This window comes from Knoellia pratensis (genome assembly GCF_042666395.1).
Taxonomy (GTDB): Bacteria; Actinomycetota; Actinomycetes; order Actinomycetales; family Dermatophilaceae; genus Knoellia; species Knoellia pratensis.
In genome coordinates this window covers 21,798-46,594 of record NZ_JBHTDJ010000002.1, presented here as the reverse complement: position 1 = coordinate 46,594, position 24,797 = coordinate 21,798, and the positions used below count along the sequence as shown (strand labels likewise).

At 64.9% G+C, this 24,797-nt stretch carries 24 protein-coding genes; 17 read left to right on the top strand and 7 right to left on the bottom strand.

Annotated elements, in window-relative coordinates:
* Window positions 1-95 precede the first annotated feature (95 nt).
* From ACFQRE_RS07335 to ACFQRE_RS07315, 5 genes are all read right to left on the bottom strand, one after another.
* Window positions 96-845, bottom strand: a complete 750-nt coding sequence (locus ACFQRE_RS07335) for a choice-of-anchor P family protein (RefSeq protein WP_380120587.1) — start codon at window positions 843-845, stop codon at window positions 96-98.
* Between the two features lie 69 nt (window positions 846-914).
* A complete protein-coding gene (locus ACFQRE_RS07330; protein WP_380120585.1) occupies window positions 915-2,306 on the bottom strand; it encodes a glycosyltransferase family 2 protein in 1,392 nt (463 codons plus the stop codon).
* Window positions 2,303-2,872 carry a hypothetical protein gene (locus ACFQRE_RS07325; protein ID WP_380120583.1) on the bottom strand — a complete coding sequence of 190 codons (570 nt, stop codon included), beginning with the start codon at window positions 2,870-2,872 and terminating at the stop codon, window positions 2,303-2,305. The genes ACFQRE_RS07330 and ACFQRE_RS07325 overlap by 4 nt, the downstream gene beginning before the upstream one ends.
* Before the next feature lie 7 nt (window positions 2,873-2,879).
* Entirely contained in the window at window positions 2,880-3,029 is a 150-nt protein-coding gene (locus tag ACFQRE_RS07320; protein WP_380120581.1) for a hypothetical protein, read from the bottom strand.
* An 852-nt stretch (window positions 3,030-3,881) separates the two neighbouring features.
* Window positions 3,882-4,691 carry an exodeoxyribonuclease III gene (locus ACFQRE_RS07315; protein ID WP_380120579.1) on the bottom strand — a complete coding sequence of 270 codons (810 nt, stop codon included), beginning with the start codon at window positions 4,689-4,691 and terminating at the stop codon, window positions 3,882-3,884.
* A gap of 96 nt (window positions 4,692-4,787) precedes the next feature.
* Between ACFQRE_RS07315 and ACFQRE_RS07310 the strand changes: the two genes are divergently transcribed.
* Window positions 4,788-5,372: an arsenate reductase/protein-tyrosine-phosphatase family protein gene (locus ACFQRE_RS07310; RefSeq protein ID WP_380120577.1), complete on the top strand. Its 585-nt coding sequence runs from the start codon at window positions 4,788-4,790 to the stop codon at window positions 5,370-5,372.
* Between the two features lie 7 nt (window positions 5,373-5,379).
* Here the strand turns inward: ACFQRE_RS07310 and ACFQRE_RS07305 are convergent, their stop codons facing one another.
* Window positions 5,380-6,822 (bottom strand): polysaccharide biosynthesis tyrosine autokinase, encoded by a 1,443-nt coding sequence (locus ACFQRE_RS07305; RefSeq protein ID WP_380120575.1) that lies wholly within the window; start codon window positions 6,820-6,822, stop codon window positions 5,380-5,382.
* Between the two features lie 232 nt (window positions 6,823-7,054).
* Here ACFQRE_RS07305 and ACFQRE_RS07300 point away from each other — a divergent pair, with 232 nt between their 5' ends.
* From ACFQRE_RS07300 to ACFQRE_RS07245, 12 genes are all read left to right on the top strand, one after another.
* Window positions 7,055-8,797: a polysaccharide biosynthesis protein gene (locus ACFQRE_RS07300; protein ID WP_380120573.1), complete on the top strand. Its 1,743-nt coding sequence runs from the start codon at window positions 7,055-7,057 to the stop codon at window positions 8,795-8,797.
* On the top strand, window positions 8,794-9,936 hold the full coding sequence (locus tag ACFQRE_RS07295) for a DegT/DnrJ/EryC1/StrS family aminotransferase (RefSeq protein WP_380120571.1): 1,143 nt from the start codon (window positions 8,794-8,796) through the stop codon (window positions 9,934-9,936). Before ACFQRE_RS07300 ends, ACFQRE_RS07295 begins: the two co-directional genes overlap by 4 nt.
* A complete protein-coding gene (locus ACFQRE_RS07290; RefSeq protein ID WP_380120569.1) occupies window positions 9,933-10,550 on the top strand; it encodes a sugar transferase in 618 nt (205 codons plus the stop codon). Before ACFQRE_RS07295 ends, ACFQRE_RS07290 begins: the two co-directional genes overlap by 4 nt.
* Window positions 10,547-11,185 (top strand): acetyltransferase, encoded by a 639-nt coding sequence (locus ACFQRE_RS07285; RefSeq protein ID WP_380120567.1) that lies wholly within the window; start codon window positions 10,547-10,549, stop codon window positions 11,183-11,185. The genes ACFQRE_RS07290 and ACFQRE_RS07285 overlap by 4 nt, the downstream gene beginning before the upstream one ends.
* A complete protein-coding gene (locus ACFQRE_RS07280) occupies window positions 11,182-12,405 on the top strand; it encodes a glycosyltransferase family 4 protein (RefSeq protein ID WP_380120565.1) in 1,224 nt (407 codons plus the stop codon). Before ACFQRE_RS07285 ends, ACFQRE_RS07280 begins: the two co-directional genes overlap by 4 nt.
* On the top strand, window positions 12,402-13,430 hold the full coding sequence (locus ACFQRE_RS07275; RefSeq protein ID WP_380120563.1) for a polysaccharide biosynthesis protein: 1,029 nt from the start codon (window positions 12,402-12,404) through the stop codon (window positions 13,428-13,430). Before ACFQRE_RS07280 ends, ACFQRE_RS07275 begins: the two co-directional genes overlap by 4 nt.
* A complete protein-coding gene (locus tag ACFQRE_RS07270; protein WP_380120561.1) occupies window positions 13,427-14,533 on the top strand; it encodes a polysaccharide biosynthesis C-terminal domain-containing protein in 1,107 nt (368 codons plus the stop codon). The genes ACFQRE_RS07275 and ACFQRE_RS07270 overlap by 4 nt, the downstream gene beginning before the upstream one ends.
* Entirely contained in the window at window positions 14,530-15,657 is a 1,128-nt protein-coding gene (wecB, locus tag ACFQRE_RS07265; protein ID WP_380120559.1) for a non-hydrolyzing UDP-N-acetylglucosamine 2-epimerase, read from the top strand. The genes ACFQRE_RS07270 and wecB overlap by 4 nt, the downstream gene beginning before the upstream one ends.
* 23 nt (window positions 15,658-15,680) lie before the next feature.
* Window positions 15,681-16,370, top strand: a complete 690-nt coding sequence (locus ACFQRE_RS07260) for a glycosyltransferase (protein ID WP_380120557.1) — start codon at window positions 15,681-15,683, stop codon at window positions 16,368-16,370.
* Complete coding sequence (locus ACFQRE_RS07255) at window positions 16,367-17,668, top strand: lipopolysaccharide biosynthesis protein (protein WP_380120555.1); 1,302 nt, start codon at window positions 16,367-16,369, stop codon at window positions 17,666-17,668. The genes ACFQRE_RS07260 and ACFQRE_RS07255 overlap by 4 nt, the downstream gene beginning before the upstream one ends.
* Window positions 17,665-19,098 carry an O-antigen ligase family protein gene (locus ACFQRE_RS07250; RefSeq protein WP_380120553.1) on the top strand — a complete coding sequence of 478 codons (1,434 nt, stop codon included), beginning with the start codon at window positions 17,665-17,667 and terminating at the stop codon, window positions 19,096-19,098. Before ACFQRE_RS07255 ends, ACFQRE_RS07250 begins: the two co-directional genes overlap by 4 nt.
* Window positions 19,099-19,379: 281 nt before the next feature.
* Window positions 19,380-19,583: a hypothetical protein gene (locus ACFQRE_RS07245; RefSeq protein WP_380120551.1), complete on the top strand. Its 204-nt coding sequence runs from the start codon at window positions 19,380-19,382 to the stop codon at window positions 19,581-19,583.
* A 240-nt stretch (window positions 19,584-19,823) separates the two neighbouring features.
* On the opposite strand, the gene ACFQRE_RS07240 is transcribed toward ACFQRE_RS07245, so the two are convergent.
* Window positions 19,824-20,990 (bottom strand): nucleotide sugar dehydrogenase, encoded by a 1,167-nt coding sequence (locus tag ACFQRE_RS07240; protein WP_380120549.1) that lies wholly within the window; start codon window positions 20,988-20,990, stop codon window positions 19,824-19,826.
* A gap of 70 nt (window positions 20,991-21,060) precedes the next feature.
* On the opposite strand from ACFQRE_RS07240, the gene aqpZ reads away from it, so the two are divergent.
* From aqpZ to ACFQRE_RS07220, 4 genes are all read left to right on the top strand, one after another.
* Entirely contained in the window at window positions 21,061-21,885 is an 825-nt protein-coding gene (gene aqpZ / locus ACFQRE_RS07235; protein ID WP_380120547.1) for an aquaporin Z, read from the top strand.
* Window positions 21,886-21,952: 67 nt separating this feature from the next.
* Entirely contained in the window at window positions 21,953-22,174 is a 222-nt protein-coding gene (locus ACFQRE_RS07230; RefSeq protein ID WP_380120544.1) for a type II toxin-antitoxin system Phd/YefM family antitoxin, read from the top strand.
* A 49-nt stretch (window positions 22,175-22,223) separates the two neighbouring features.
* Window positions 22,224-22,451 (top strand): hypothetical protein, encoded by a 228-nt coding sequence (locus ACFQRE_RS07225; protein ID WP_380120542.1) that lies wholly within the window; start codon window positions 22,224-22,226, stop codon window positions 22,449-22,451.
* A 25-nt stretch (window positions 22,452-22,476) separates the two neighbouring features.
* The gene (locus ACFQRE_RS07220) at window positions 22,477-24,687 is read left to right on the top strand and encodes an NADP-dependent isocitrate dehydrogenase (RefSeq protein WP_380120540.1); all 2,211 of its coding nucleotides are present in this window, start codon (window positions 22,477-22,479) and stop codon (window positions 24,685-24,687) included.
* The last annotated feature ends 110 nt before the right edge of the window (window positions 24,688-24,797 follow it).

Sequence of the window (24,797 nt, the reverse complement as noted above, 5' to 3'; positions counted from 1 at the left end):
GTGTCGGGCAATGGTTGGCGATGGTCCCACGCCAGAAGCCGCGCAGGAAGGGATCTCCTGCGCGGCCTCTGGACCCGTGGTGATGGGTGGGTGAGTCAGGCGTTCGCGCCTGCGGCAGTCACCTGCCGACGGCGGTACCAGATTGCACCCATGACGGGTGCTGCGATGGCAAGGGCGAGACCCCCGCCGATCGCCACGGCCGGGGCGACCACCGGGATCGGAAGCAGCGCCGGTCCGCAGGTCGACGTGGCGATGGTGATGGTTTGCGAGTTCAACAGCGTGATGAAGATCGCGTCGACGGTGAGCGTGCCGTCCGCCGCAGTGGTCTGACGGTTCAACACGACGGACGCGACAGCCGGGTCGACGACCGTCACATTGGTGTTCGGAGCCGGTGCCGTGGCGAGCGTGATGGGTGAGCCACCGAGAACGGCGATGGATCCGCCGGCGATGGACGAGCTTCCCGTCACAGCCCCGGTGGTCGAGTTGACGGTGCACTCCGAACTGACCGCGGTTGCGGTCAGCGTGCTGAGGCCGCTGAGGGTGGCATTGACGTTGGCGACACTTGCCGTGGCACCACCGGCGTTCGCGGTCGTGTTGATGACGCCGGTCGTGACCAGGCCGGCGACGTTGGCGCTGGCGAGGGTGTTGGTTGCCGGACCCGCAGGGAAGTTGCTTTGCGCGAACGGGCCGCAACTGATGAGCCCTCCACAACGCAGCCCTGTCGAACTGGTCTGCCCGGGGACCGCAGATGCGGTCGGCGCGACCGCGATTGATGCGGCGGCGGCCAACCCCAGCGCGACGACGGCGAGACGCCCCCGCCGTCTCGCGGCCCTCGTGGCCTTCATGGGTGTAGTGAACATGTGCGTCCTTTCCCAATCTTGTGTGGTGATGGTGGATGAGTTGAGTGCGCGTCGTTACGCGTCGAGTGCGACGCGTCCAGGTTGGACGTCGGTATTACGACGGGTTTTGGCCCATCCGCGACGACCGCCCAGAATGCGGAAGAGGGCCCGCCAAGTGGTGATGTAGAAGGTGATGATGAACAGCGAGAAGGCGAGGCCGAAACCGATCGCCCGTAGCCGTCCGACGCTGGGTTCACAGCGCCGGGCGTAAAGGGGCCCCCACAAAACAAAGGGGGCGACACCAAGAACCAAGTAGATGGCGGCGAGAAGCCATCCACCGTGCAGGAAGAAATTGCCCATTCCGGCCGGATCGGCGTGGATGTTGTGTGCCAGGACGACGAGTGGCAGCGGGTAGATCAGGGTTGCGGCGAGTTGCAGCCAGGGCTGAATGAGGTAATAGCTGGCCTCCAACGCCCCGTACGTCGTGAAGTGACGGGAGGACCAAATCGCCGGAAGATAGCTGCCACATTGCATGGTGCCCTGTCCCCATCGGGTGCGCTGGGTGAGCAAACGGCGCAGGTTCGGCAAACCTTCCTGGTCGACCAGGGTGTCAGTCGTGAACTCGTTCCGATACCCAGCCATGATCAAATGCAGGCCGAGTTCGTAATCCTCCAGGAGTGAGCCATGCCATGGCCGGTCCTCGGTGCCCGCAACGGCGTCGAGAGCTGACAGGCGAGAGAACTGGCCGTTGCCGCCAAGCCCCACGGAGCGGGTGCGCTGACGCACCATCTGGACTGCAGCAATGGGCCCACGGAACTCCAGGTCCTGCATGCGAACCAAGAGCCTTCCCCACAGGTTGGCCACCGGGCCCGCATCCGCAAACGGCCGCAGCTCGTTGCGGTTGACCATGCGAACGCTGATCTGCACGGCGCCGACCTCGGGTCGCCCGAAGAGATGGTCAGCCGAGATGACCTCGAGGCAGTTGTCGGCAGGCATGCCGTCCGCATCGATGACCCCGACGATGACATGGGCTCGGTCAAGCACTGCACCCACTGCGCCACGTTGGGCGAGGTGGACATTGAGTGCGTCGTAGCAACTGTTGAGCGCGTCACCCTTGCCAGTTCGCGCATCGGGCAGGTGTCGACGGACCAAGTGCACGTGATCGTCTCCCGCCGCCATGTCGGCCACGATGGCCCCGGTGGCGTCGAGACTCGCGTCGTCGACGACCCACACATGTGCCGAGGGGAAGCGGAGTCGCAGCTTGTCGACGGTGTTGTGGATCACCACGGCCTCGTCCCTGGCGGGGATGAAGAAATGCCACTCATACGGCGTCGGGTCACCGGTGCCAAGCGGCCGGTACCGGAGGTACGGGATCACGATCGTCGCGACGTAGCACAGGAACCCCACGCTCATGAACAGCGAGAAGGCTTGTGCGAGGCCAAGGCCGATGAAGGTCTTTTCGGTCATGGGCCGGAAACCTCGTGAAAGCCGCGGTAGCCGGAACCGATCACGAGCAGGGCGACTGCCGCGCTGACGGCGACCAACACGACACTGATGAACGAGCCGACGAAGAGGTGGCCCCACTGGTATCCCCGGTCCAGACCCAGGTCGGTGACCATTCCGGCGATGACCCCAAGGCGCAGCTGATTGGCCAGCAGAAGCAGCACCGCGGCGAGGGAGACGCCGAGCAGGACGCGGGCCGGGTCCAGTCGGCGTCGCACGAGCATCCCGGCACCGATGAGCGCAAACGGGGCTATGAGAAAGGCCGCCGTGCATTCCGGAGTGACCTCGAGGGCAAAGACCCGCGAATCTGGGAGGAGAAAGACGACCACGTCGTCGGTGCCGGCAAAGGTCGAGACACCGCCCCGATCAAACAAGTGGGAGGCGAGGACAGCCTCCATGTGGCGGAAAGACTGCTGAAAGGCAATCAGAGCCGCCGCGCTGCTCAGAAGGAGGGCCATAACCCCCCAGCGCCAGATGTCCGCGCCAGACCGCCGGGCAACCGGGGGCAACGGGACCGACAGGTTGCTCACGGCCTACTCACGACTGTTGCCGACGGAAATAGGCCAATCGGATGAAGACCAGGCCGACGATCAAAAGGATGATCCCGGCCACGACGGTGGTGCCGGCGTAGACGCCAGTCGCGGCAAGAGCGCCGCCAGCCACCGGAGCAATGGGCTTTACGTACATGGACGCGCCTCTCTAAGTAAACGAAGTCCCGGGGGTCCCAATGGTGGAGTTCAGTCGCAACAAGAAACCCTCCCCTACACGCCGCACGCTACTCCCGACTGCGTATTTGAAAACCCCCAAAAAGGACTATTGTGTTTTTGACAACCCACCAAAAATGACTCTCATCGGTAAGCGACATGGTGAACTCCCCCGAGGTTTAAATGCCCGCTTCTTAGTGGCGCGCGGATAGGTGGTTAAGTGCATCGCTTACCCCTGTGACTAGTTAAGTAATCATAAGGAAGACTAGTTAAATGATCAGGAGGGGACTAGTTAAATGATCAGGAGAAGACTAGTTAAACGATCAGGCGGAGACTTCTTATTGCGCGGTGAATGGTGGTGTAAGTCCGTCACTTGCCCCTCTGACTAGTTAAATGATCAGAGGAGGGCGATGGCTAGCCTCGATCCTTCACGTGTCGTGATCTGACACGGTGTCCGCAGACACCAATTTGCCTGTCCTGCACCGGAATACGTCAAATTTACGACCGTCAGGATCTTTGAGCAGGGAGGCACCGACAACGCCTGGGTGGCCTGCCGTGATGACGAGCCAGGACCGCGGGCGGCCCGGCTGGCTGACCTGACAGTCACGATCAAGGTCGCCCACGAGGCGTCCGACGGCGTACTGCGCTCCGCGGATGCTCCGGACCTGTGTGAGACCGGGCAGGTTGTCAACGACGAACGGGCGCGAAACTCCTGCGAGACAATGGTATTCGCCGGCGTGGTTCACGCTCGTGGCAGCCGGTCACCCAGTTGTAGGGCGAGCCGATCCGTGGGTCCAAACCGACCCCGTCGATACTCGAGCGGCTGGGCGGGACGTCAGTCCAGCGTGAGGTCGTAGTCGATCGTCAGGGGCGCGTGATCGCTCCACCGATCGGCGTATGCCGCCGCGCGGCCGACGTCCGCTCGCGTCGCCAGCTTCGCGAGGGCCGCGCTCGCGAACTGGTAGTCGATGCGCCATCCTGCGTCGTTGTCGAACGCCTTGCCCCGCCAGGACCACCATGTGTAGGGGCCGGGTCCGGGACCGTGGAGCGTTCGGTGCACATCGGAGTAGGCGAGATCGCCCACCCATCGGTCCAGGTGCGCCTGCTCCTGCGGGAGGAACCCGGCTTTGCCGAGGTTGCCCTTCCAGTTCTTCAGGTCGTCTGCGGAGTGGCAGACGTTGAGATCACCGGTGAGGACGGCATACCCGTCATGTTTGGCAAGGTCCGCGAGACGCGCGCCGACAGCGTCAAGGAAGCGAAGTTTCTCGTCCTGCTTCGGCGTGAGCGCCTCACCGGTGTGGACGTAGGCCGAGATCACGGTGACCGGGCCGTCGGGTCCGCGGACGTCGACCTCGAGCCAGCGCCCGGCGTCGGCGAACTCCTCTGGTCCGATATCGCTGCTCACGCGCAACGGTGGTTGGCGGGTCAGGACGGCGACACCGGCGTGACCCTTGGCGCGCCCCTCCACCGAGCTGACGTGCCACAGGTCCTGACCGTCACTGGCGAGAACCTCTCGGAGCTGGTCGTCGGTGGCCCGAACCTCCTGGAGCGCGATGACGTCGGCATGCTGGGCGGCGAGCCAATCGAGTCCACCTCGCCGGGCTGCAGCGCGAATACCGTTGACATTGGCTGAGACGAGACGCACCGGACGAGCCTAACGAATCCGAGAATGCGCAGGTCACAGCCCCTGTTCCATGGGATTGGTTCGCCCCCAGGGGACGAGCCCACATAGGGTGGGCTCATGGCCACGAACGTCGATCCCCCAGCCGCCAATGGCCACATTCTGGTGGTGTGCACCGGCAACATCTGCCGCTCGCCCTACATCGAGCGCGTGCTGGCACACGAGCTCGCCGGCACCGGACTCACGGTGTCCAGCGCTGGGACGGGTGCGCTCGTCGGCGCCCCGATCGACCCCGAGTCCGCGAGACGCCTGGTCGCGGTCGGAGCAAACGCTGACGGGTATGCCGCGCGACAGATCACTCGCGAGATCGTCGCGGGCGCTGACCTCATCATCACGGCGACGCGTGACCACCTTTCGCAAGTCGTGCCCCTGCACCCTCGCGCCCTGCGCTATGGCTTCGCGCTGCACGATCTCGGCGACTTGCTGGCAGCCGTGACGCCCGAGGAAATCGCTGCGGCTCCAGGTCAGAACCAAGTGGCCAAGGTAGCGGCCGCCGCCATCGCGAAGCGGGGTGTCGTCAACCCGCGCCTGCCGGGTGAGTCCGGGATCGTGGACCCCTATCGCCAGCCGTCGCAGGTCTTCGACCAGATGGTCGACGAGATCTCGGCTTCCCTGCCGGCCGTGGTCAAGGCCCTGCGCGACTGACCCTCGCTCAGCTGCCGACGAGGTCCTTGCGCGGTCGCGTCGTGTCATCACTGGGCTTGCGACGACGACGGCGATTGCTGCTGCTTCGTCCCTCAGGTGCCGGAAGAGCGTCGGGACGGTACTCGTAGCGGTAGTCATAGGCGCCGCGGGCCTGACGCGGGATGCGGTTGATGACAATGCCGAGGACCGTGCCGTTGACCGTCTCGAACGTCTCGAGTGCGTGGTCGAACTGGTCCTTGCTGACGATGCCGCTGCCGGCCACGATGATCGCGCCGTCCGCCAAGCGGGTGAGCACCGTCGAGTCGGTGACGGGGAGGACGGGTGCCCCGTCGATGAGCACGTAGTCGAAGCGTCGACGAAGGTCGTCGAGAACGGTGCGCATCGCCGTCGAGCCCAACAGCTCGCTCGGGTTGGGCGGCGACGCCCCCGCTCCGAGGACCGTGAGCGAGTGCGCACCGAACGGCTGGAGCACGTCGTCGAGCTCGTAGCGACCGATCAGGACATCGGTGAGACCCACTGAACCCTCGAGACCGAGATAGGTGAGCAAGCGGGGACGACGCAGGTCGCCCTCGACGACGCACACGCTGGCGCCGGACTCAGCCATGGCGAGGGCGAGATTGGCCGTCGTGCTCGACTTGCCCTCACCGGCAATGGACGACGTAATGACGATGACCCGCGGGTGGTTCGTCGCGTCGACGAACTGCAGGTTGGTGCGCAGGCTCCGGAAGGCCTCGGCCCGACCGGCGAGCGGGTCCGCTTGGATGATCAGGGGGTGCTTGGCTGCGTCGGCGTCGAAGGGGATGCCGCCGAGGACCACGGTCTCGGTGAGGCCCTCGACGTCCTCCTTGGTGCGCAGCTTGTTGTCGAGGAGCTGCTTGAGCACCGCGGCGGCGAAACCGAGGAGGAGACCCAGCACGACCCCGAGGACGATGTTGCGCAGGGGGCGGGGGCTCACTGGACTCTCCGACTCGGTGGGCTCACGCAAAAGCGTCACCTTGACCGGGCTGGCGGTGTCGGCATTCACCCGCTCGAGGTCCGACACCACCGTCGGGAACGTCTCGGCGATCGCCTGCGCGATGTCACGAGCCTTGGTCGGGCTCGGATCCGTCACGCTGACGTCGATGAGCACCGTGTCTGGGGGCGTGGTGGCCGTGATCTTGGCCGCCAGCGTGCTGACCTGGTCGTCGATGCCCGCCTTCTCGATGACCGGGTCGAGCAGCTTGGGCGCCTTGAGAAGCTCACTGTAGGACTTGACCCGCTGCTGGGTGAATGTGCCTCCTTGGGCGAGTTGACTGCTGTCCTGCGAACCCGAAGTCGACACGAAGAACTGCGTGCTCGAGGTGTATTGCGGTGTCGCGAGCAGCGTCAAAACTGAGGCAAGTGCCGTGACGGCCAGCGCGACCGCCATCATCGTGCGCCAGCGACGTCGCAGGATCTGCACGTAACTCATCAGGTCCAACGGATTTCCTCACAATGGTTTAGGCCGCCTGTCCGGTTGGCGGCTGTGCCACAGTACCGGCCACCGTGGACTATCGTTGGATGCGGCATCGGGGTGAGCCCATCCTTTGGTGCGTCCGTCCCCTCTCATGCCCTCATGGAGTGACTCCTCAGCCATGTCCACATCCGTTGCACGCCGCGACCTCGCAGTCCGCGTTGGGTGGACGTTCGTTGACGCTCTCATCGTGGCCTCAGCGGTTCTGGCGGCTGCGTGGCTGCGGTTCGACATGGATGCACGACACGCAACGCGGCCAGACGTTCTGAGTTTTGTGGCGGCGGCTGCGGCGCTTCAACTCGCCACCGGAATCGCACTCGGACTCGTGCACCACCCCCACCGTCGTGGCTCCTTCGAGGAAACGTCACAAGTCGCCCGCACGGCCCTGATCGTGGGACTTGCCCTCATCGTGGTGAGGTTCTCCACGGACTGGTTCACGATCCCACGGAGCCTGCCTTTCATCGTCCCGGTCTTCGCCCTCGTCGGGATGTTTGCCCTGCGCTTCATCGTGCGCTCCTATCGATGGGGACGCCCTGACCTTGGCGACAACGACATTCCGGTCGTGGTCTACGGCGCGGGCGAGGGCGGGCGGCAACTGCTGCGGGCACTGTCACGAGATACCTCCACCGATGGCAGGTTCATACCGGTCGCGGTCGTCGACGACGATCCACGCAAGCGTCGGATGCTCATCGAAGGACATCGCGTGGCCGGTGGCGCCGACCGTCTGTCGGAGGTCCTCGATCGGACCGAGGCGACGACGCTGGCAGTGGCAATGCCGTCCCTGTCCGCTGAGCGCCTGCGCGAGATCCGCGATCTGGCTCGCCGGCTCGGGCTCGACCTGCTCGTGCTCCCCCCCGTGGGGCGTCTGCTCGGTCCCGCTAGCGGCGCGGACCTCCGCCACCTCAACCTCGAGGACCTGCTGGGGCGCCAGCAGATCTCCATGGACGCCTCATCGATCTCGGCGTCGATCACCGGTAAGCGCGTGCTCGTCACCGGCGCGGGTGGGTCGATAGGGTCCGAGCTCGCGCGTCAGATCGCCAAGTTCAGTCCCGCCAAGCTTGTCCTGCTCGACCGTGACGAGTCGGCGCTCCACGGCACCCAGATGAGCCTGACCGGGCGCGCCCTCCTCGACGACGGAACACTCGCGCTCTGCGATATCCGAGACCCCGCGGCGCTTCAGCGGGTGTTCCAGAACGAACGCCCCGAAGTCGTCTTCCACGCAGCCGCGCTCAAGCACCTCACTCTCCTCGAGCAGTTTCCCCTCGAAGCCTGGCAGACCAACGTCCTCGGCACCGGCAACGTCCTCGCGGCCGCCGAGTCCGTCGATGTCGACACGTTCGTCAACATCTCGACAGACAAGGCTGCGAGCCCCACCTGCGTCCTGGGCTACAGCAAGCGTCTTGCCGAGCGGCTCACTGCCGAGTTCGCCGAGCACCATCGTGGCACCTACGTGAGCGTGCGCTTCGGGAACGTCCTGGGCTCGCGTGGGTCGGTCATCACGGCCTTCACAGCCCAGATCGAGCGAGGCGGACCGGTCACGGTGACCCACCCCGACGTCGAGCGCTATTTCATGCTCATCCCCGAAGCCAGCCAACTCGTCCTTCAGGCGGCCGCGATCGGAGCCAACGGGGACGTGATGGTGCTTGACATGGGCACACCTGTCAAGATTCTGGACGTGGCCCGGACTCTCATCGACCTGTCGGAGAAGTCCGACATCGAGGTCGTCTTCACCGGCATGAGGCCGGGCGAGAAACTCTCGGAGGAGCTCTTCGCGTCCGGCGAGGCCATCTCCTCGGCGGGCCACTCGCTCATCAACAAGGTCGCGGTGCCGAAGATCTCGCTGCAGCAGATCGTCGACTCTGACATCGATCAGCCCGAGTCCGCCCGCGAGTGGATGCTCCACCAGTCGACGACGGGCAGGGTTCTCACATGACCGAGCGCATCTTTATGTCCCGTGCCCACGTGACCGACGTCGAGGAGAAGTACGTCCTCGAAGCGCTGCGCTCGGGTTGGGTCGCGCCCCTTGGTCCGATGGTCGACCGCTTCGAGCGCGAGATCGCAGAACGCTGCGGCGTGGACGGAGCGCTTGCCCTGTCGTCGGGCACCGCCGCCCTGCACTTGGCACTGCTCGATGCCGGCGCCGGTCCCGGCACCGCGGTCGTTCTTCCAACCATGACGTTCGCAGCGTCCGCGAACGCCGTGGCCTACACGGGGGCCAACCCTGTATTCGTCGACTCCGCCGACGACGCCAATGTCGATATCGATCTGCTCGTCGAGACCGTGATGACGCTGCAGTCCGAGGGTCAGACCGTGGCAGCCGTCATGACCGTGGATCTTTTTGGACGGTGCTGCGACTACACGGCTCTCGGCTCGCGGCTCGACGAACTCGGGGTCCCCCTTATCGAGGACGCTGCTGAGGCTCTGGGCGCAACCCACCACGAACGACCCGCCGGTAGTTTCGGCCGAGCGGCTGCCCTGTCGTTCAACGGCAACAAGATCATGACGACGTCCGGAGGAGGCATGCTCCTCAGCAACGACAAGGACATGCTCGACCGGGCGCGCTACCTCTCGACCCAAGCACGACAGCCAGCGCCTTGGTACGAGCACACCGAGATCGGCTACAACTACCGGATGTCCAACATCCTTGCGGCGCTGGGTATCGGGCAACTCGAACGACTCGACTCGATGATCGCGCGCCGTCGCGAGATCCGTGACCTGTATGCCGCGGCGCTGGCCGACGTCGAAGGCGTCACCTTCCTCGGTCGGGACCAGGTCGGGGATGCCGAGGACAACCACTGGCTCACCTGCATCACGATCGACCCTGCGGTCATAGCAGCCGACCCCACCACGGTCATGCAAGAACTCGACGCTGCAGGCATCGAGGCCCGCCACCTCTGGAAGCCCATGCACTTGCAGCCGATACATGCGACGGCGCGTGCCGCCATCAATGGAAGGGCCGAGGCACTGTTCCGCACCGGCTTGACGCTGCCGTCCGGCTCCGAACTCACGGACGCACAGATCGATCGCGTCCTCGCCGTGCTCGTTCCTCGGCTGCAGGAACCAGCGGCGTGACTGACCGCAAAAGGGCGTTCGACATCGCGGTCTCGGTCCCGGCCCTGATCCTGTCATTGCCGGTGCAGGCCGTGGTGGCCGCGGCTGTCCGCACCAAGCTCGGGTCACCGGTGCTCTTCACCCAGGAACGCCCCGGACTCGGCGGTCGCATCTTTGTCATGCGCAAGTTCCGCACGATGCTCGAGCCTGACCCAGGCAAAGGGCTGGTGTCCGATGCCGACCGAATCACGCCCTTCGGCGCCTTTCTTCGCTCGACGAGCCTCGACGAGCTTCCAACGTTGTGGAACATCGTGCGCGGCGACATGTCGGTGGTCGGACCACGTCCCCTCCTCGTCCGCTACCTCGACCGCTACTCCCCTGAGCAGGCGCGACGTCACGAGGTTCGTCCCGGTCTCACCGGCCTGGCTCAGGTGTCGGGCCGCAATGCCCTGACCTGGGAACAGCGGCTGGCGTTGGACGTCGAATACGTCGACACTCACACCCTTCGCGACGACCTCACCATCATCGTGCGCACCGTGGCCGCAGTCCTGCGGCGCGACGGCATCGCTGCCGACGGTGACGTCACCATGCCGGAGTTCCGTGGCAACGAGACGGTGCCCGGGAGCGAGCGTTGAAGCGCCTCGCAGTGTGCGGCTCCGGCGGATTCGGGCGTGAGGTCCTCCAGATCGTCGCGGCCATCAACGCTGGCACCCCGACGTGGGAGCTCATCGGAGTTCTCGATGATGCCCCCACGCCTCTTGCATTGGCCCATCTCAATGAACTCGGCGTGGCCCACCTCGGTGCAATTGCCGACCTGACCGCCGTCGCCGCTGCTGGTGGTGGCGCCGCAGCGGTCGTCGCCATCGGCGATTCCTCCGTGCGCCACACCATCGCCAGCGCGAACCCCGATGTCGAGTGGGCGGTCCTCGTCCACCCCGACGCCACAGTCGGCCCCGACGTCACCCTGGCCGACGGCGCCGTGATTGCTGCGGGCGCACGCCTGAGCACCAACATCCGCGTGGGCAAGCACGTCCACGTGGACCAGAACGTCACCGTCGGCCACGACAGCACCATCGGCGCGTTCTCCAGACTCAACCCACAGGCCTGTGTCTCGGGAGCGGTCACGGTCGGTGAGCATGCCCTCGTCGGCGCCAACGCGACGATTCTTCAAGGCTTGACCATCGGCTCCGAAAGCACCGTGGGCGCCGGTGCAGTTGTCGTGCGAGACGTGTCAAACGGCATCACCGTCAAGGGAGTTCCCGCCCGATGAGAATCGGTTTCATCACGCAGTGGTTCCCTCCCGAGCCCGGCACTCATGTCGCCGCCGGCATTGCCACCGGCTTGGCCGAGCGAGGTCACCAAGTCGATGTCGTGACGGGCTTCCCCAACTACCCGTCGGGACGCCTCATGGAGGGGTGGGCTCAGCGGTTCTACCTGCGGGAGGAGTATTCGCCGGGAGTCACCCTCCACCGCAGTCCGCTGTACCCGAGTCACGACTCAAGCCCGACTCATCGCATGGCCAACTACCTGAGTTTCGCTGCGTCGGCCACGGCGACCGCGAACTTGCGGGTGCCGCGGCCGGATGTATGGCTGGTCTACTCGTCGCCGGCGACCGCTGCAGTCCCAGCGCTCCTTGCTCGTCGGGGTCGCCGAGCACCCATCTGCCTGCACATTCAGGACCTTTGGCCCGACAGCGTGACGGGCAGTGACTTCGTGCACGGGCGCGCTCTCAGAATGATGGATCGTGCGCTCCACGCTTTTACGAACGCGTCATACCGTGCCGCTGAGCGGATCGGAGTCATCTCCCCGAGCATGAAGGACATCCTGGTTCAGCGCGGCGTGCCCGCCGACAAGATCCGATGGGTTCCCAACTGGAGCGACAACGCGAAGGCTCCGGACAACGCCGCCGAGCGTCGTTCACTCGGCCTCCCCAGCGGCCCACTGTTCCTCTACGCGGGGAACCTCGGGAAGTTGCAGGGGCTCCTGCCGCTGGTCAATGCGTTTGCCGATGTTCCAGAGGCCCAACTGGTTCTCATGGGCGACGGTGTGGAGAAAGACGAGCTTTCGGCCGCCGCTGCGGACGCGCCAGCAGGCAACGTCCACGTACGAAACAGCGTCCCTGCCGACGTCGTGCCGCACCACCTCGCCGCTGCCGACGTTCTTGTCGTTTCACTCAAGGATTCGCCCTTGTTGCGAGCCACGATGCCGAGCAAGGTGCAGTCGTCGATGGCCGCCGGCAAACCCATCCTTGTCCATGGAGCAGGAGACGTCGCCGATGTCGTCACTGACGCTGGCGCCGGTGTGGCGGTTCGCCCCGGAAACCATGGCGAGGTCGCCGACGGCATCCGTGAGCTGGCGAATCAGCCAGACGAATGGGCCGATGCAGGCGTCGCAGCACGTCAGCACTACGAAGACCATTTCGCCCCGGATGTGGGCATTACGCGTCTCGAGAGCATGCTTCTCGAGGCCGCGAAGAGAGGGCAGCAATGAGCCAGATGACCGGCGCCACCGTGACCATCACCGGAGGGACCGGATCGTTCGGCTCGACGATGGTCCACTCACTGTTGAGTCGCGGGGTCGGGAGGATCAACATCCTCAGCCGCGACGAGGCCAAGCAGGACGAGATGCGTCAGCGACTGGGCGACTCCAGGGTCAAGTTCTTCGTCGGCGATGTCCGCGACTACTCCAGCGTTGAGGACTCCGTCACCGGCGCCGACTTCGTGTTCCACGCTGCGGCCCTCAAGCAGGTGCCGTCGTGCGAGTTCTTCCCCGACCAGGCAGTGAAGACCAACGTCGTCGGCAGCGACAACGTCATCAAGGCCTCACACCGCTCAGGTGTGCGGTCGGTTGTGTGCCTCAGCACCGACAAAGCCGTGTATCCCGTCAACGCCATGGGCATGAGCAAGGCCCTCATGGAGAAGACGGCACAGGCGTTTGCCCGCAACCACCCCAACTCGCCGACGACGGTTTCGGTCACGCGGTACGGCAACGTCATGTACTCGCGCGGCTCTGTCATCCCGCTGTTCGTCCGGCAGCTGAAGGAGGGCAAACCGCTCACGGTCACCGAACCGACGATGACGCGCTATCTCATGTCCCTCCAGGAGTCTGTCGATCTGGTCGAGCACGCCTTTCTCCACGCCGCCCCCGGCGACCTGTTCGTCAAGAAGGCGCCCGCTTGCACGGTCGAGACGCTTGCCAGAGCCGTGTCCATCGTCCTGGGGCAGGGAGACCCCGAGGTGCGCCGGATCGGCATGCGGCACGGAGAGAAGATGTTCGAGACCCTCCTCACCCGGGAGGAGCTGCTCAAGTCCGAGGACCAGGGAGACTATTTCCGCGCTCCGCTGGATGCACGCTCGCTCGAGTACGAGCTCTTCGTCGACCAGGGCGAGACCGGGACCTTGGACGTCGTGGACTATGACTCCAACACCACGGAGCAGATGAGCGTCGAGCAGACCTGTGATCTCCTGCGCACCCTTCCTGAGATTCAGGAACTTGCTGGGGAGTCGAAGAAGTGAAGGTCGTCGTCACGGGATCGGCCGGATTCCTCGGCTGGCACACACGCCTTCGCCTCCAGGCCCTGACCGATCACGAGGTCGTCCCGGTCGCCCGCGATCAGTGGGCGGACCTTCCCCACTTGCTGTCGGACGCGGACGCCGTCATCCACATCGCTGGCGTCAACCGCGGTGAAGACGCGGCCGTCCAAGAAGGCAACGAAGGTCTCGCCACGGACCTGGCCGCGGCGCTCGCCTCGTCGGGGCGCCCGACACGGGTCGTCTTCGCCAACTCGATCCAGGACGGAAACGGCACTGCGTACGGTGCCGGCAAGGGCAACGCACGCGAGATCCTCGGCCATGCCGCAGACGCGACCGGTGGTTCCTTTGTCGACGTGCGCCTGCCAAACCTTTTCGGCGAACACGGCCGCCCGGCATACAACTCGTTTGTTGCAACGTTCGTTCATGCCGTCCGCGACGGCCAGCCTCCGCAGGTGACTGACCGACAGGTCGGACTACTCCACGCCCAACGAGCGGCAGCGGCACTGATCGATGCCCTCGACGGCGAAGTGAGGCGGATCGACCCGGAGAGTACGTCGGTGGGCGTCCAGGAGGTGCTTGACCTTCTGCAGGAGTTCAAAGAGTCCTACGACACGGGAGAGATCCCCGATCTCACCACCCCCTTCCGGGTCGACCTGTTCAACACATACCGAGCATCACTGTTTCCCGAGCACTCGCCGGTCGCGCTGACACCACACACCGACCCACGAGGCACCTACGTGGAGCTCGTGAGGGTTCGTCGCGGCGGCGGCCAGTCGTCTTTCTCAACGACCGTTCCGGGCATCACCCGCGGGGAGCACTTCCACCTCCGCAAGGTCGAGCGATTTGCTGTCCTCTCCGGAACCGCAAGAATCTCTTTGCGCAAGATGTTCACTGACGAGGTCATCGACTTCGCGGTGTCCGGTGATGCGCCGTGCGCCGTCGACATGCCGGTGGGTTGGGTCCACAACATCACCAACACGGGCAGCGACACACTCATCACCCAGTTCTGGTCGCATGAGTTGCACCGCCCCGAGGACCCCGATACCTACTACGAGTCCGTTCGCCCGCAGGGAGTGTCTGCATGAAGGTCATGACGATCGTCGGGACCCGTCCCGAGCTCATTCGCCTCTCACGGGTCATCCACCGGCTCGACGAAACCGTCGACCACGTGCTCGTGCACACGGGACAGAACTACGACTACGCCCTCAACGAGGTGTTCTTCAGCGATCTCGGCATCCGCAAGCCCGACCATCTGCTCGGCGTGGACACCTCGAGTTTGGGAGCCGTCCTGGGCGGCACCCTCATCGCGGCCGAGAAGGTCATGCTGGCGGAGGCGCCCGACGCCGTCCTGGTGCTGGGCGACACGAATTCGTGCATCGCGGCTGTCATGGCCAAGCGGCTGCGCATCCCGACCTATCACATGGAAGCCGGAAACCGCTGTTTCGACGAGAACGTCCCCGAAGAGACGAACCGACGCCTCGTCGACCACGTCGCGGACTTCAACCTCGTCTACACCGAGCATGGCCGCCGCAACCTCCTGGCTGAGGGCCTGCACCCGCGTCGCATTCTCAAGACCGGCTCGCCGATGCGAGAGGTCCTCGATGCCTACCGTGACGAGATCCTCGCGTCCGATGTGCTCGACCGGTTCCGGCTGGACGAGGGGGGTTACTTCCTCGTCAGCGCCCACCGCGAGGAGAACGTCGACTCGCCTACGCGACTTCGTGCACTCCTGGAATGCCTCACCACCGTCCACGCAGAACTCGGCCTGCCGGTCTTCGTCTCGACCCATCCCCGCACCCGCAAGCGCCTCGAAGCCCTTGACGATTGGAGCGCGCCCGATGGCATCACGTTTAGCGACCCGCTCGGTTTCCACGACTACAACAAGCTCCAGCTGTCCGCGGCATGCTGCCTTTCGGACTCCGGGACGATCGCCGAAGAGTCCACCCTGCTGGGGTTCCCTGCCGTGACGCTGCGCGACTCGATCGAGCGCCCCGAGGCTCTCGACACCGGCGGCATCATCATGACGGGGCTGCACGCCGAGGACGTCGTCGCGGGCGTCAGGGCCGCGATGGCCACAGCTCGCGGTCGCGATGGCGTCAGCCACCTCACGCCCGAGGACTACCTCATCGACAACACGAGCGAGCGCACGGTCAACTTCATCCTCTCGACCGCCCACCGCCACCACGCGTGGGCAGGCATCCGCGCATGACTCCACCTCGGATCTCCGTCTGCATGGCCACCTACAACGGAGAGGCTCACGTCGAGGCGCAAATTGCTAGCATCCTCGACGATTTGAACCCCTGTGATGAGCTCGTTATCTACGACGACCGGTCCACGGACGGGACCGTTGATCTCCTACGGTTGGTGTCGGACCCGAGAGTGCGGGTCCAGGTAGGGGCAGTCAACGTCGGCCACGTTAGAGCGTTCGAGCAAACCCTTCAAAGTGCCCGCGGTGAACTGATTGCGTTGGCCGACCAGGACGATTTGTGGCCGCTAGGGCGCACCGCCGCCCTAGCGACGCTGCTCGAGGATGTCGACCTTGCGGTTGGAAACTACCGGACTTTCGGCGCCGACGAACGAGCCGCGATTCATCCGCTCGTTAACGAGATGTTCGCGTCAGGAAGCCCTCGAAACCTCGCCAAGCTCGGGCTGGGCCGCTTGTCGTACTTCGGTTCGGCCATGATGCTGCGGCGCACACTCCTGGAGCGAGTTCTGCCGATCCCGCCGTGGGTCGAAGCGCACGACCAGTGGATCGGCGTCGTCGCCAACGTCCGGGGGGCGGTTCGCCACACGGATGAAGTCGTGACATTGCGGCGTCTGCACGGCGCCAACCTCACCCCAGCCGCCCGGCGCTCATGGTCCGCAGTTCTCAAAACTCGGGGCATCCAGGCGCGGATGATGCTCACCGCTGTCGCCCGATGAGCATCAAATCCGCCCTCGTTGGGCCGATTAAGAGTCCGCGACGTGGGTTGCCTACCCTAGCCAGAGCCGTCACAATCGCAGCCTCGTTCCTCTTCACAATCGTCGTTGGGCGGGCACTGGGAGCTGCCTCGGCCGGACTTGTCCTCAGCTGCCTGACCCTCACCGCGCTCGCTGGCATGATCGGGCGACGCGGCACCGACTTATTCGCCCTGAAGCACGCCGCCGGGATCACTATTGGAGACCGGTTCCCCTTCGCTTGGCTGACGATCCGCACCCTTCAAGGCACGGCCGTCGCAGCTGCGTGTTTCTTCGTCCTGACCGCCGTGGTCATGGCGAGGACTGGGCGCGGCGACGCGGTCGGCATGTTGATTCCCTTAGCCCTCTCCGTTCCCGCCACGGGGTTGGCCATCTTCCTGTCTGCGGTCCTGCGCGCCAACGCCAGGGCCGCGGCAGGGACGTTCGCCGAGATCGGGCTGACACAGATCGTTGCCGTGCCTTGCGTCGTCCTCTTGGCGACCCTCGGCGCCGCCACCACCACATCGTTGAGCTGGGTCTACCTCGGAGCCGCCCTAATCACTCTTGTTTACGCGCTGCTCCTGACCCACACCTACCGTCGCGACGCCTCAGAGCCATATGAGGCCGCAAGATTTCCGGGGGCGAACGCAGAGATGAACCACATGGCGTCGTCGTCAGTGCTCTTCTACGGCCTGACTTGGGCACCGCTGGTAGCGCTGTGGCTCGTCGGCACCGACGCTGACGCAGGGTACTTCGCTGCCACGGCTCGAATTACGACAGTGATGAACCTCATCCCGACGCTCCAACTGACGGCCGCTCTTCCCACGATCGCTGCTTGGGTTAAGAGAGGCGATGTCGCAAGTGCGAGTTCACTGATGCGCCGACTCAGCATGGCCGCCCTAGCTCTCTGCTTCCCGGTGGCCGCAATGTCTGCGTTCTACCCGGAGGCCCTCATGGCTATTTTCGGCGAATCCTTCAGCCCTGCCGCCAGTTCGCTACGAGTTCTGGGACCGTTGCAGGCAACCGCTATCGCCTTGGGCCCGGTGAGCGCGGTGATGACGGTGGTCGGCCTCGAGCGCTCGGCTACGCGCAGCGCCATGGTGTGCCTCTTGCTCGCGAGTCCACTCCTGGTCGTCGCTGGCCAAATGTACGGCGCGGTCGGAGTCTCCCTAGTCGCCGGGATCACGCAGATCGTCTTCGCCATCATAGGGTCGTGGTTCTTGTGGCGCCAAGGGATCACCTCCTCCGTGTTGGTCCCCGGGTGGAGTAAGTCCGCGTCATGATGCGGCGTTCGGTCGTTCTCAGTTTCATATCGTTGCTTCTAGCGGCGATGACGTACCTGACAATTGCCATCTCACCCGTGGCGGGCTTGGGTTTGGCTCTTTTGGCGGCCCTTCTACCTTGGTCGTCTGCAGTCGACGGCTGGCGAGCAATGACTCTGGTCGCCTTCTGCGCGTCCCTAATTCGGGCACGGTCACTAACAGCCATCGCTATGCCTGAGACTCTTCTACTGTTCGCGCAGTTTGCACCCCTAGCACTGTCGACTCTTCTTTTATTGCTAACCCGCACACGGAGGTGCGACGCCCACAACTCAGCACGCGCACCCGCACGAGTGCTCGTCGCACTCGCCGCTTGGTCGCTGTTGTCTGCCATGTGGAGCATTGCGCCGCGTGAGAGCGCAACACAGGCGAGTTTGTTTGTTCTAGTCGCGATCTTCTTGTTTCGGACAGTGGTGGACCGATGGCAAACGCAGAGTGTTGTCTACGGCGATCTGGCAATGTTCTATGTAGTTATTGTGCTCATCACAATTATCGGCCTTGTCGGTGGTGTGATTGGGCAAGAATGGGCATTCCTTTACGGCGCACGTTTCCAAGGGCTACTCATAAACCCCAATTATACGGGCATACTAGCCGCTGCGGCATTTACTATTGGCCTGTATTTGGCTCGGAAGCGCAATCTACCCTTCGTGGCGCCCGCCCAACTGGCCCTTTTTGCTGCAATCCTGTGGACAGGCTCGCGTGGTGCATTGGCCGGAGTTGTCGTCGGCTCAACAATCCTCTTAATGAGCCGCCCAGGGCGCCGCCTTCGGCCTGCGGCGACACTGGGAATCCCGGCGACAGTCACCGTTGCCCTTACCGTATTCCCAAACGGGCTCGACGCAATCCTCGGACTGTTGTCGCGCAACGAGTCAGGTTTCGACTTCACATCCGGTCGGCTTTCGCTGTGGCTCAGCCTCATTGGAGTTTGGCGTGATAACTGGCTTTTGGGGACCGGGTATCGCACGACGGAGCTATTCACGGGCGAATCGGGTTTCGCCGCCCACAACGTGTTTTTGCAGTTCTTGGTCGAGACTGGTCCAGTTGGAGTTGGGCTAGTCGCTACAATCTTCATTCTAGCCTGGCGAAACCGTGCTCGCGAAGGAGCAACCGCTCCACTTGCGGCGGGAGTGGTATGCGTTGGTCTAATTGAACTCACTGAGTCGTCTTTGACCGGGTTTGGAAACTCAGTTGCGCTGATCGGATGGATGGTTGTCCTTCTGTCCGCCTCCTCAGAAGTTCCCTTCAGCCCACCGAACCCCCGCAGGAGGCACGCCCTGCGAGGGCGACGTGACAGCAAGAACCGGAATATGGCATTGGCACCCGAGCGCGAGCGAGCCATCAAGAGGACCCGCACTCAGGGGCACGTGCGGGCTGTAAAATCGCACCACTCATAGTGGGCCGAAATGAAAGTATTCCACCTGAGGCGTTAATACCCGGCCTCGACCTCCTCAAGCGCCCCAAGTTCTCCGCCGCTCTACAGGTTGCGGCCCTCGGCTGAGGGCGCTAGCGGACGGCCTCGGCATGAGCCGGGCCAGATAGTCGAGGCTACTGTGCAGGCGGACGTTGTTGTGTTCGACCCACTCGCCGGTGGCAGAATCGGTGCCGCTGCTCCGGTATCCCCGGCGTGAAAGACCGAGGTGCGGAGGCGTTTGGTCTCGGCGAGGCGTTCTGAGTCGTGATTGTCAAGATCTGCGAATGGCGACGAATCGCGCCTACCACCGACACCGAGCAGCCCATCTGCGCGCAGGCTCGAAAGCAGTTCTTGGCCGCGGGTGTACGCGCGGACGACGTTGACATACCAACGGTTGCCCTCGGCCAAGGCAAGCGCGATGCAAAAGCCCTGACCGAGGAGAAGTGCCTTCCCGTCGAGCGTCAATGAGACGCCTTGGCGGCCCTTGCCACGGAGCTTGACGACCCTGTGATCTTCAAGCCGCCTCGGAGGTCGCCATCCTTCGGGCGGAGGTGGTTAATCAGCCGCGAGGACCTCAGGGTGTCGACACCCAGAATTGGACTACGTCGGCGGGGCCGGTTGCAGCCCGAGATCGCCTCGCTCAAACCGACGCCGCACTTCCCCGCACCCCCAGCGGGCGACTTGCGTCACGACGCTTCTCCTGACCGGTCAGTCGCGGCCGAAGAGGTCGCGGGTGTAGACCTTGTCGGCCACGTCGTCCAACGAGTCGCTCACCCGGTTGGCGACGATGACGTCCGAGCGGCGCTTGAACTCCGCGAGGTCACTGATCACCTCGGAGTTGTAGAACCGGTCCTCCTCGAGGGCCGGCTCATAGAGCACGACCTCGATGCCCTTGGCCTTGATCCGCTTCATGATCCCCTGGATGCTCGACACCCTGAAGTTGTCGGATCCGGCCTTCATGATGAGCCGATACATCCCGACGACCTGGGGCTGTCGTCGCAGGATGTCGGTGGCGATGAAGTCCTTGCGCGTCGTGTTGGAGTCGACGATGGCCCGGATGAGGTTCTGGGGGACGTCGCTGTAGTTGGCGAGGAGCTGCTTGGTGTCCTTGGGCAGGCAGTAGCCGCCGTAGCCGAACGACGGGTTGTTGTAGTGCGAGCCGATCCGCGGGTCCAACCCGACCCCGTCGATGATCGAGCGGGTGTCGAGTCCGTGCGACACGGCATACGTGTCAAGTTCGTTGAAGTAGGCGACCCGCATCGCGAGGAACGTGTTCGCGAAGAGCTTGATCGCCTCCGCCTCGGTCGGATTGGTGTGCAGGAGGGGCACGTCGGAGTCCAGCGCCCCTTCGACGAGCAGCTGTCCGAACTGGCGCGCACCGTCGCTGTACCCACCGATGACGACCCGGCTCGGGTGGAGGTTGTCGTGCAGGGCCTGCCCCTCGCGCAGGAACTCTGGCGAGAAGACGACATCGAGTTCGGGGTGGGCGGTCCGCATCCGCTCGGTGAAACCCACGGGGACCGTCGACTTCACGACGACCGTCGCCGCTGGCGCCAAATCGGCGACAGAAGCGATGACCGACTCCACCGACGAGGTGTTGAAGAAGTCGCGCACCGGGTCGTAGTCGGTGGGCGTCGCGACGATGACGAAGTCCGACCCGGGCAGGGCATCCGCAGCCGAGGTGGTGGCCGTCAACGACAGCTCGTGGTGAGCGAGGTAGTCCTCGAGCTCGGGATCGACCAGCGGCGACTCGCGCCGGTTGACCTGGTCGACGCGTTCGGCGTTGAGATCCACGGCCACGACGTCGTGTCGTTGCGCGAGGACGACGGCGTTGGACAGACCGACATAGCCCAGACCAACCACGGAAATCTTCACGGCGCTCACGCTACCCGTCGGCTGTGTCGCAGCACCCACCACGCCCCACCCGTGGGCCACAATGGGCGTCATGCAGACCCCTCAGATGTCCAAGCGCCTCCTCGCGGAGTTCGTCGGCACGTTCTGGCTCGTCTTCGGGGGGTGTGGGTCTGCGATCTTCGCCGCCGGGTTCCTGTCCACTCCCACGCTCGGTTCGGGCGCTCCCGTGCACCTGGGCATCGGCTTCCTGGGTGTCGCTTTCGCCTTCGGCCTGTCGGTCGTGACGATGGCGTATGCCGTGGGGCACGTTTCCGGTGCTCACTTCAACCCTGCGGTGACGCTGGGTCTGACGATCGCCAAGCGTTTTGAGTGGAAGGACGTCCCCGGCTACGTCGCCGTCCAGGTCCTCGGTGGTCTCGCCGCCGGTGGGGCGCTGTGGGCCATCGCCAGTGGCCGCGACGTCTTTGACGCGACCGGCAACCTCGCCGCCAACGGCTACGCGGAGCACTCCCCCGGCGGCTACTCCCTCATGGCGGTCCTGTGCACCGAGGTGCTGCTCACCATGTTCTTCGTCTACGTCATCCTCGGCGTGACCCGCGAGAGCGCCCCGACCGGTTTCGCACCGCTGGCCATCGGCCTGTGCCTCACCCTCATCCACCTCATCTCCATCCCGATCTCCAACACGTCGGTCAACCCGGCGCGTTCGACGGCGGTCGCGTTCTTCAACGGCGACGGCGCACCGGGCCAGCTCTGGTTGTTCTGGCTCGCGCCCCTGCTCGGAGCAGCCATCGCCGGCGCGACCTTCCACCTCATCACGGGTGTCGACCGTCGTGACCGCGACATCTCCGGCCAGGTTCGAGTCGAGGACGAGCTCGTCGCGGACGGCGTCGACCCCGACGCACCCCGTGCCCTCTGAGCCCTGAAGCCGTCTCTCTCAGGGGATACGGTGGGGCATGAGTGCACACGTGCCACATGAGGTCACCATGCGAGAGCTTCGCAACCATGGTGGGCGGGTTCTTGATCGAGTCGAACGCGGCGAGTCACTGACCGTCACCAAGGACGGAAACCCCGTCGCCGAGTTGCGCCCCATTCCTCGACGCAGCCTTTCGGCGGGTGAGTTGATCGCGCGGGCGAAGCGAACGCCCAAGGTGGATCCGCAGCGACTGCGCCAGGACATCGACGCGGTCCTGGACCAGTCGCTGTGACGCACGTTTCGCCCAGGTCCAGCGCGCCGAGACCGACTTCGGAGATCCAGTGCCCTTCACAGCCGAGGCGGCCCGCACCTTCGCGCAGGTTGCCTCTGACATTCGCAGGGCCGGCCGCAAGCCCAAGGCTCGCGCCTTCGATGCTCTCATCGCAGCGACGGCCAAGGCAGCCGAGCTACCCCTCCACAACTTCAACGCCCAGGACCTCGTTGGCGTGACTGGCTTGGAGGTTGTGGCGCTTCCTCGTCAACGCGAGGGGGACGGCATACACGACTGAAGTCGGCGTTGGATAGATTCGCCTCATGGCGAAGATCATTTACACCCTCACCGACGAAGCACCCCTTCTCGCGACCTACTCCTTCCTCCCGGTGATCGAGGCCTTCGCCTCCACCGCGGGCGTCGACGTCGAGACGCGCGACATCTCCGTCGCGGCGCGCATCCTGTCGGCCTTCGCCGACCAGCTCCCCGAAGACCAGAAGGTCGCGGACGCCCTCGCCGAGCTCGGTGAGCTCGCCACGACGCCCGAGGCCAACATCATCAAGCTGCCCAACATCAGCGCCTCCGTGCCGCAGCTCAAGGCCGCGATCAAGGAGCTGCAGTCGCAGGGCTTCGACCTCCCTGCCTACTGCGACGAGCCGACCACGGACGAGCAGAAGGACGCCAACGCCCGCTACGGCAAGGTCATGGGCAGCGCGGTCAACCCCGTCCTGCGCGAGGGCAACTCCGACCGTCGTGCCCCCGCCGCCGTCAAGAACTACGCCAAGGCCCACCCGCACTCGATGGGTGCCTGGAGCGCGGACAGCAAGACCAACGTCGCGACGATGGGCCACGACGACTTCGCGAGCAACGAGAAGTCGGTCGTCCTCCCGGCTGCCGACACCCTGACCATCCAGCTCGTCACGGACGAGGGCACCACCGTGCTCAAGGACGGCCTCAAGGTCCTCGAGGGCGAGGTCGTCGACGGCACGGTCATGCGCGCGGCCGCCCTGGACGCGTTCCTCACCGAGCAGATCGCCAAGGCCAAGGCCGACGACGTCCTCTTCTCGGTCCACCTCAAGGCCACGATGATGAAGGTCTCCGACCCGATCATCTTCGGCCACGTCGTGCGCGCGTTCCTGCCCGAAGTCTTCGCGAAGCACGGAGAGGCGCTGGCCGCCGCCGGACTGTCCGCCAACAACGGCCTCGGCGCCATCCTCGACGGCCTGTCCGCCCTCCCCAACGGTGACGAGATCAAGGCAGACATCGAGGCCGGGCTCGCCGCCGGACCCCAGCTCGCGATGGTCAACTCAGACAAGGGCATCACCAACCTCCACGTCCCCAGCGACGTCATCATCGACGCATCGATGCCCGCGATGATCCGCACGTCCGGCCACATGTGGGGCCCGAGCGGCGACGAGGCCGACACCCTCGCCGTCGTCCCCGACAGCTCGTATGCCGGCGTCTACCAGGTCGTCCTCGACGACTGCCGCGCCCACGGCGCCTTCGACGTCACGACGATGGGCTCCGTCCCCAACGTCGGGCTCATGGCCCAGAAGGCCGAGGAGTACGGCTCCCACGACAAGACCTTCGAGATCTCGCAGGCCGGCAAGGTCCAGGTCGTCAACTCCGCCGGCGACGTGCTCATCGAGCACGACGTCCACCCCGGCGACATCTGGCGCGCGTGCCAGACCAAGGACGCGCCGATCCGCGACTGGGTCAAGCTCGCCGTGACCCGTGCCCGCGCCTCGCAGACACCGGCGATCTTCTGGCTCGACGAGACGCGCGCCCACGACGCCAACCTCATCGCCAAGGTCAAGACCTACCTCGCGGAACAGGACACGGACGGTCTGGACATCCAGATCCTCAGCCCGGTCGAGGCCACCAAGGTCTCCATCGAGCGCATCCGCCGCGGCGAGGACACCATCTCGGTCACCGGCAACGTGCTGCGTGACTACAACACCGACCTCTTCCCCATCCTCGAGCTCGGCACCAGCGCCAAGATGCTCTCGGTCGTGCCGCTCATGAACGGTGGCGGCCTCTTCGAGACCGGCGCCGGCGGCTCCGCGCCCAAGCACGTGCAGCAGCTCGTGCAGGAGAACTACCTGCGCTGGGACAGCCTCGGCGAGTTCATGGCCCTGGCCGAGTCGTTCCGCCACCTCGCCGACACCGAGGACAACGCCAAGGCCCGCGTCCTGGCCGACACCCTCGACCGCGCCACCGAGACCCTCCTCCAGGAGAACAAGGGCCCGGCGCGCAAGGTCGGCCAGATCGACAACCGCGGCAGCCACTTCTACCTCGCGCTCTACTGGGCGCAGGAGCTGGCCAAGCAGACCGAGGACACCGACCTCGCGGCGGCCTTCTCGAGCGTCGCCGAGACGCTCACCGCCGACGAGCAGAAGATCAACGACGAGTTGCTCGCCGTTCAGGGCTCCCCCGCCGACATCGGTGGCTACTACCGCCTCGACGAGGCCAAGGTGAGCGCCGTGATGCGGCCGTCCGCAACCTTCAACGAGGCCCTCGCCAGCCTGAGCTGACACATCGTCTTTGTGCCCCGCACGGACAGCGAGCGCCAGCGAGTTGTCCGTGCGGGGCACAAAGACGATTGAAGAAGTCTGGGCGAGCGCCAGCGAGTTGTCCGTGCGGG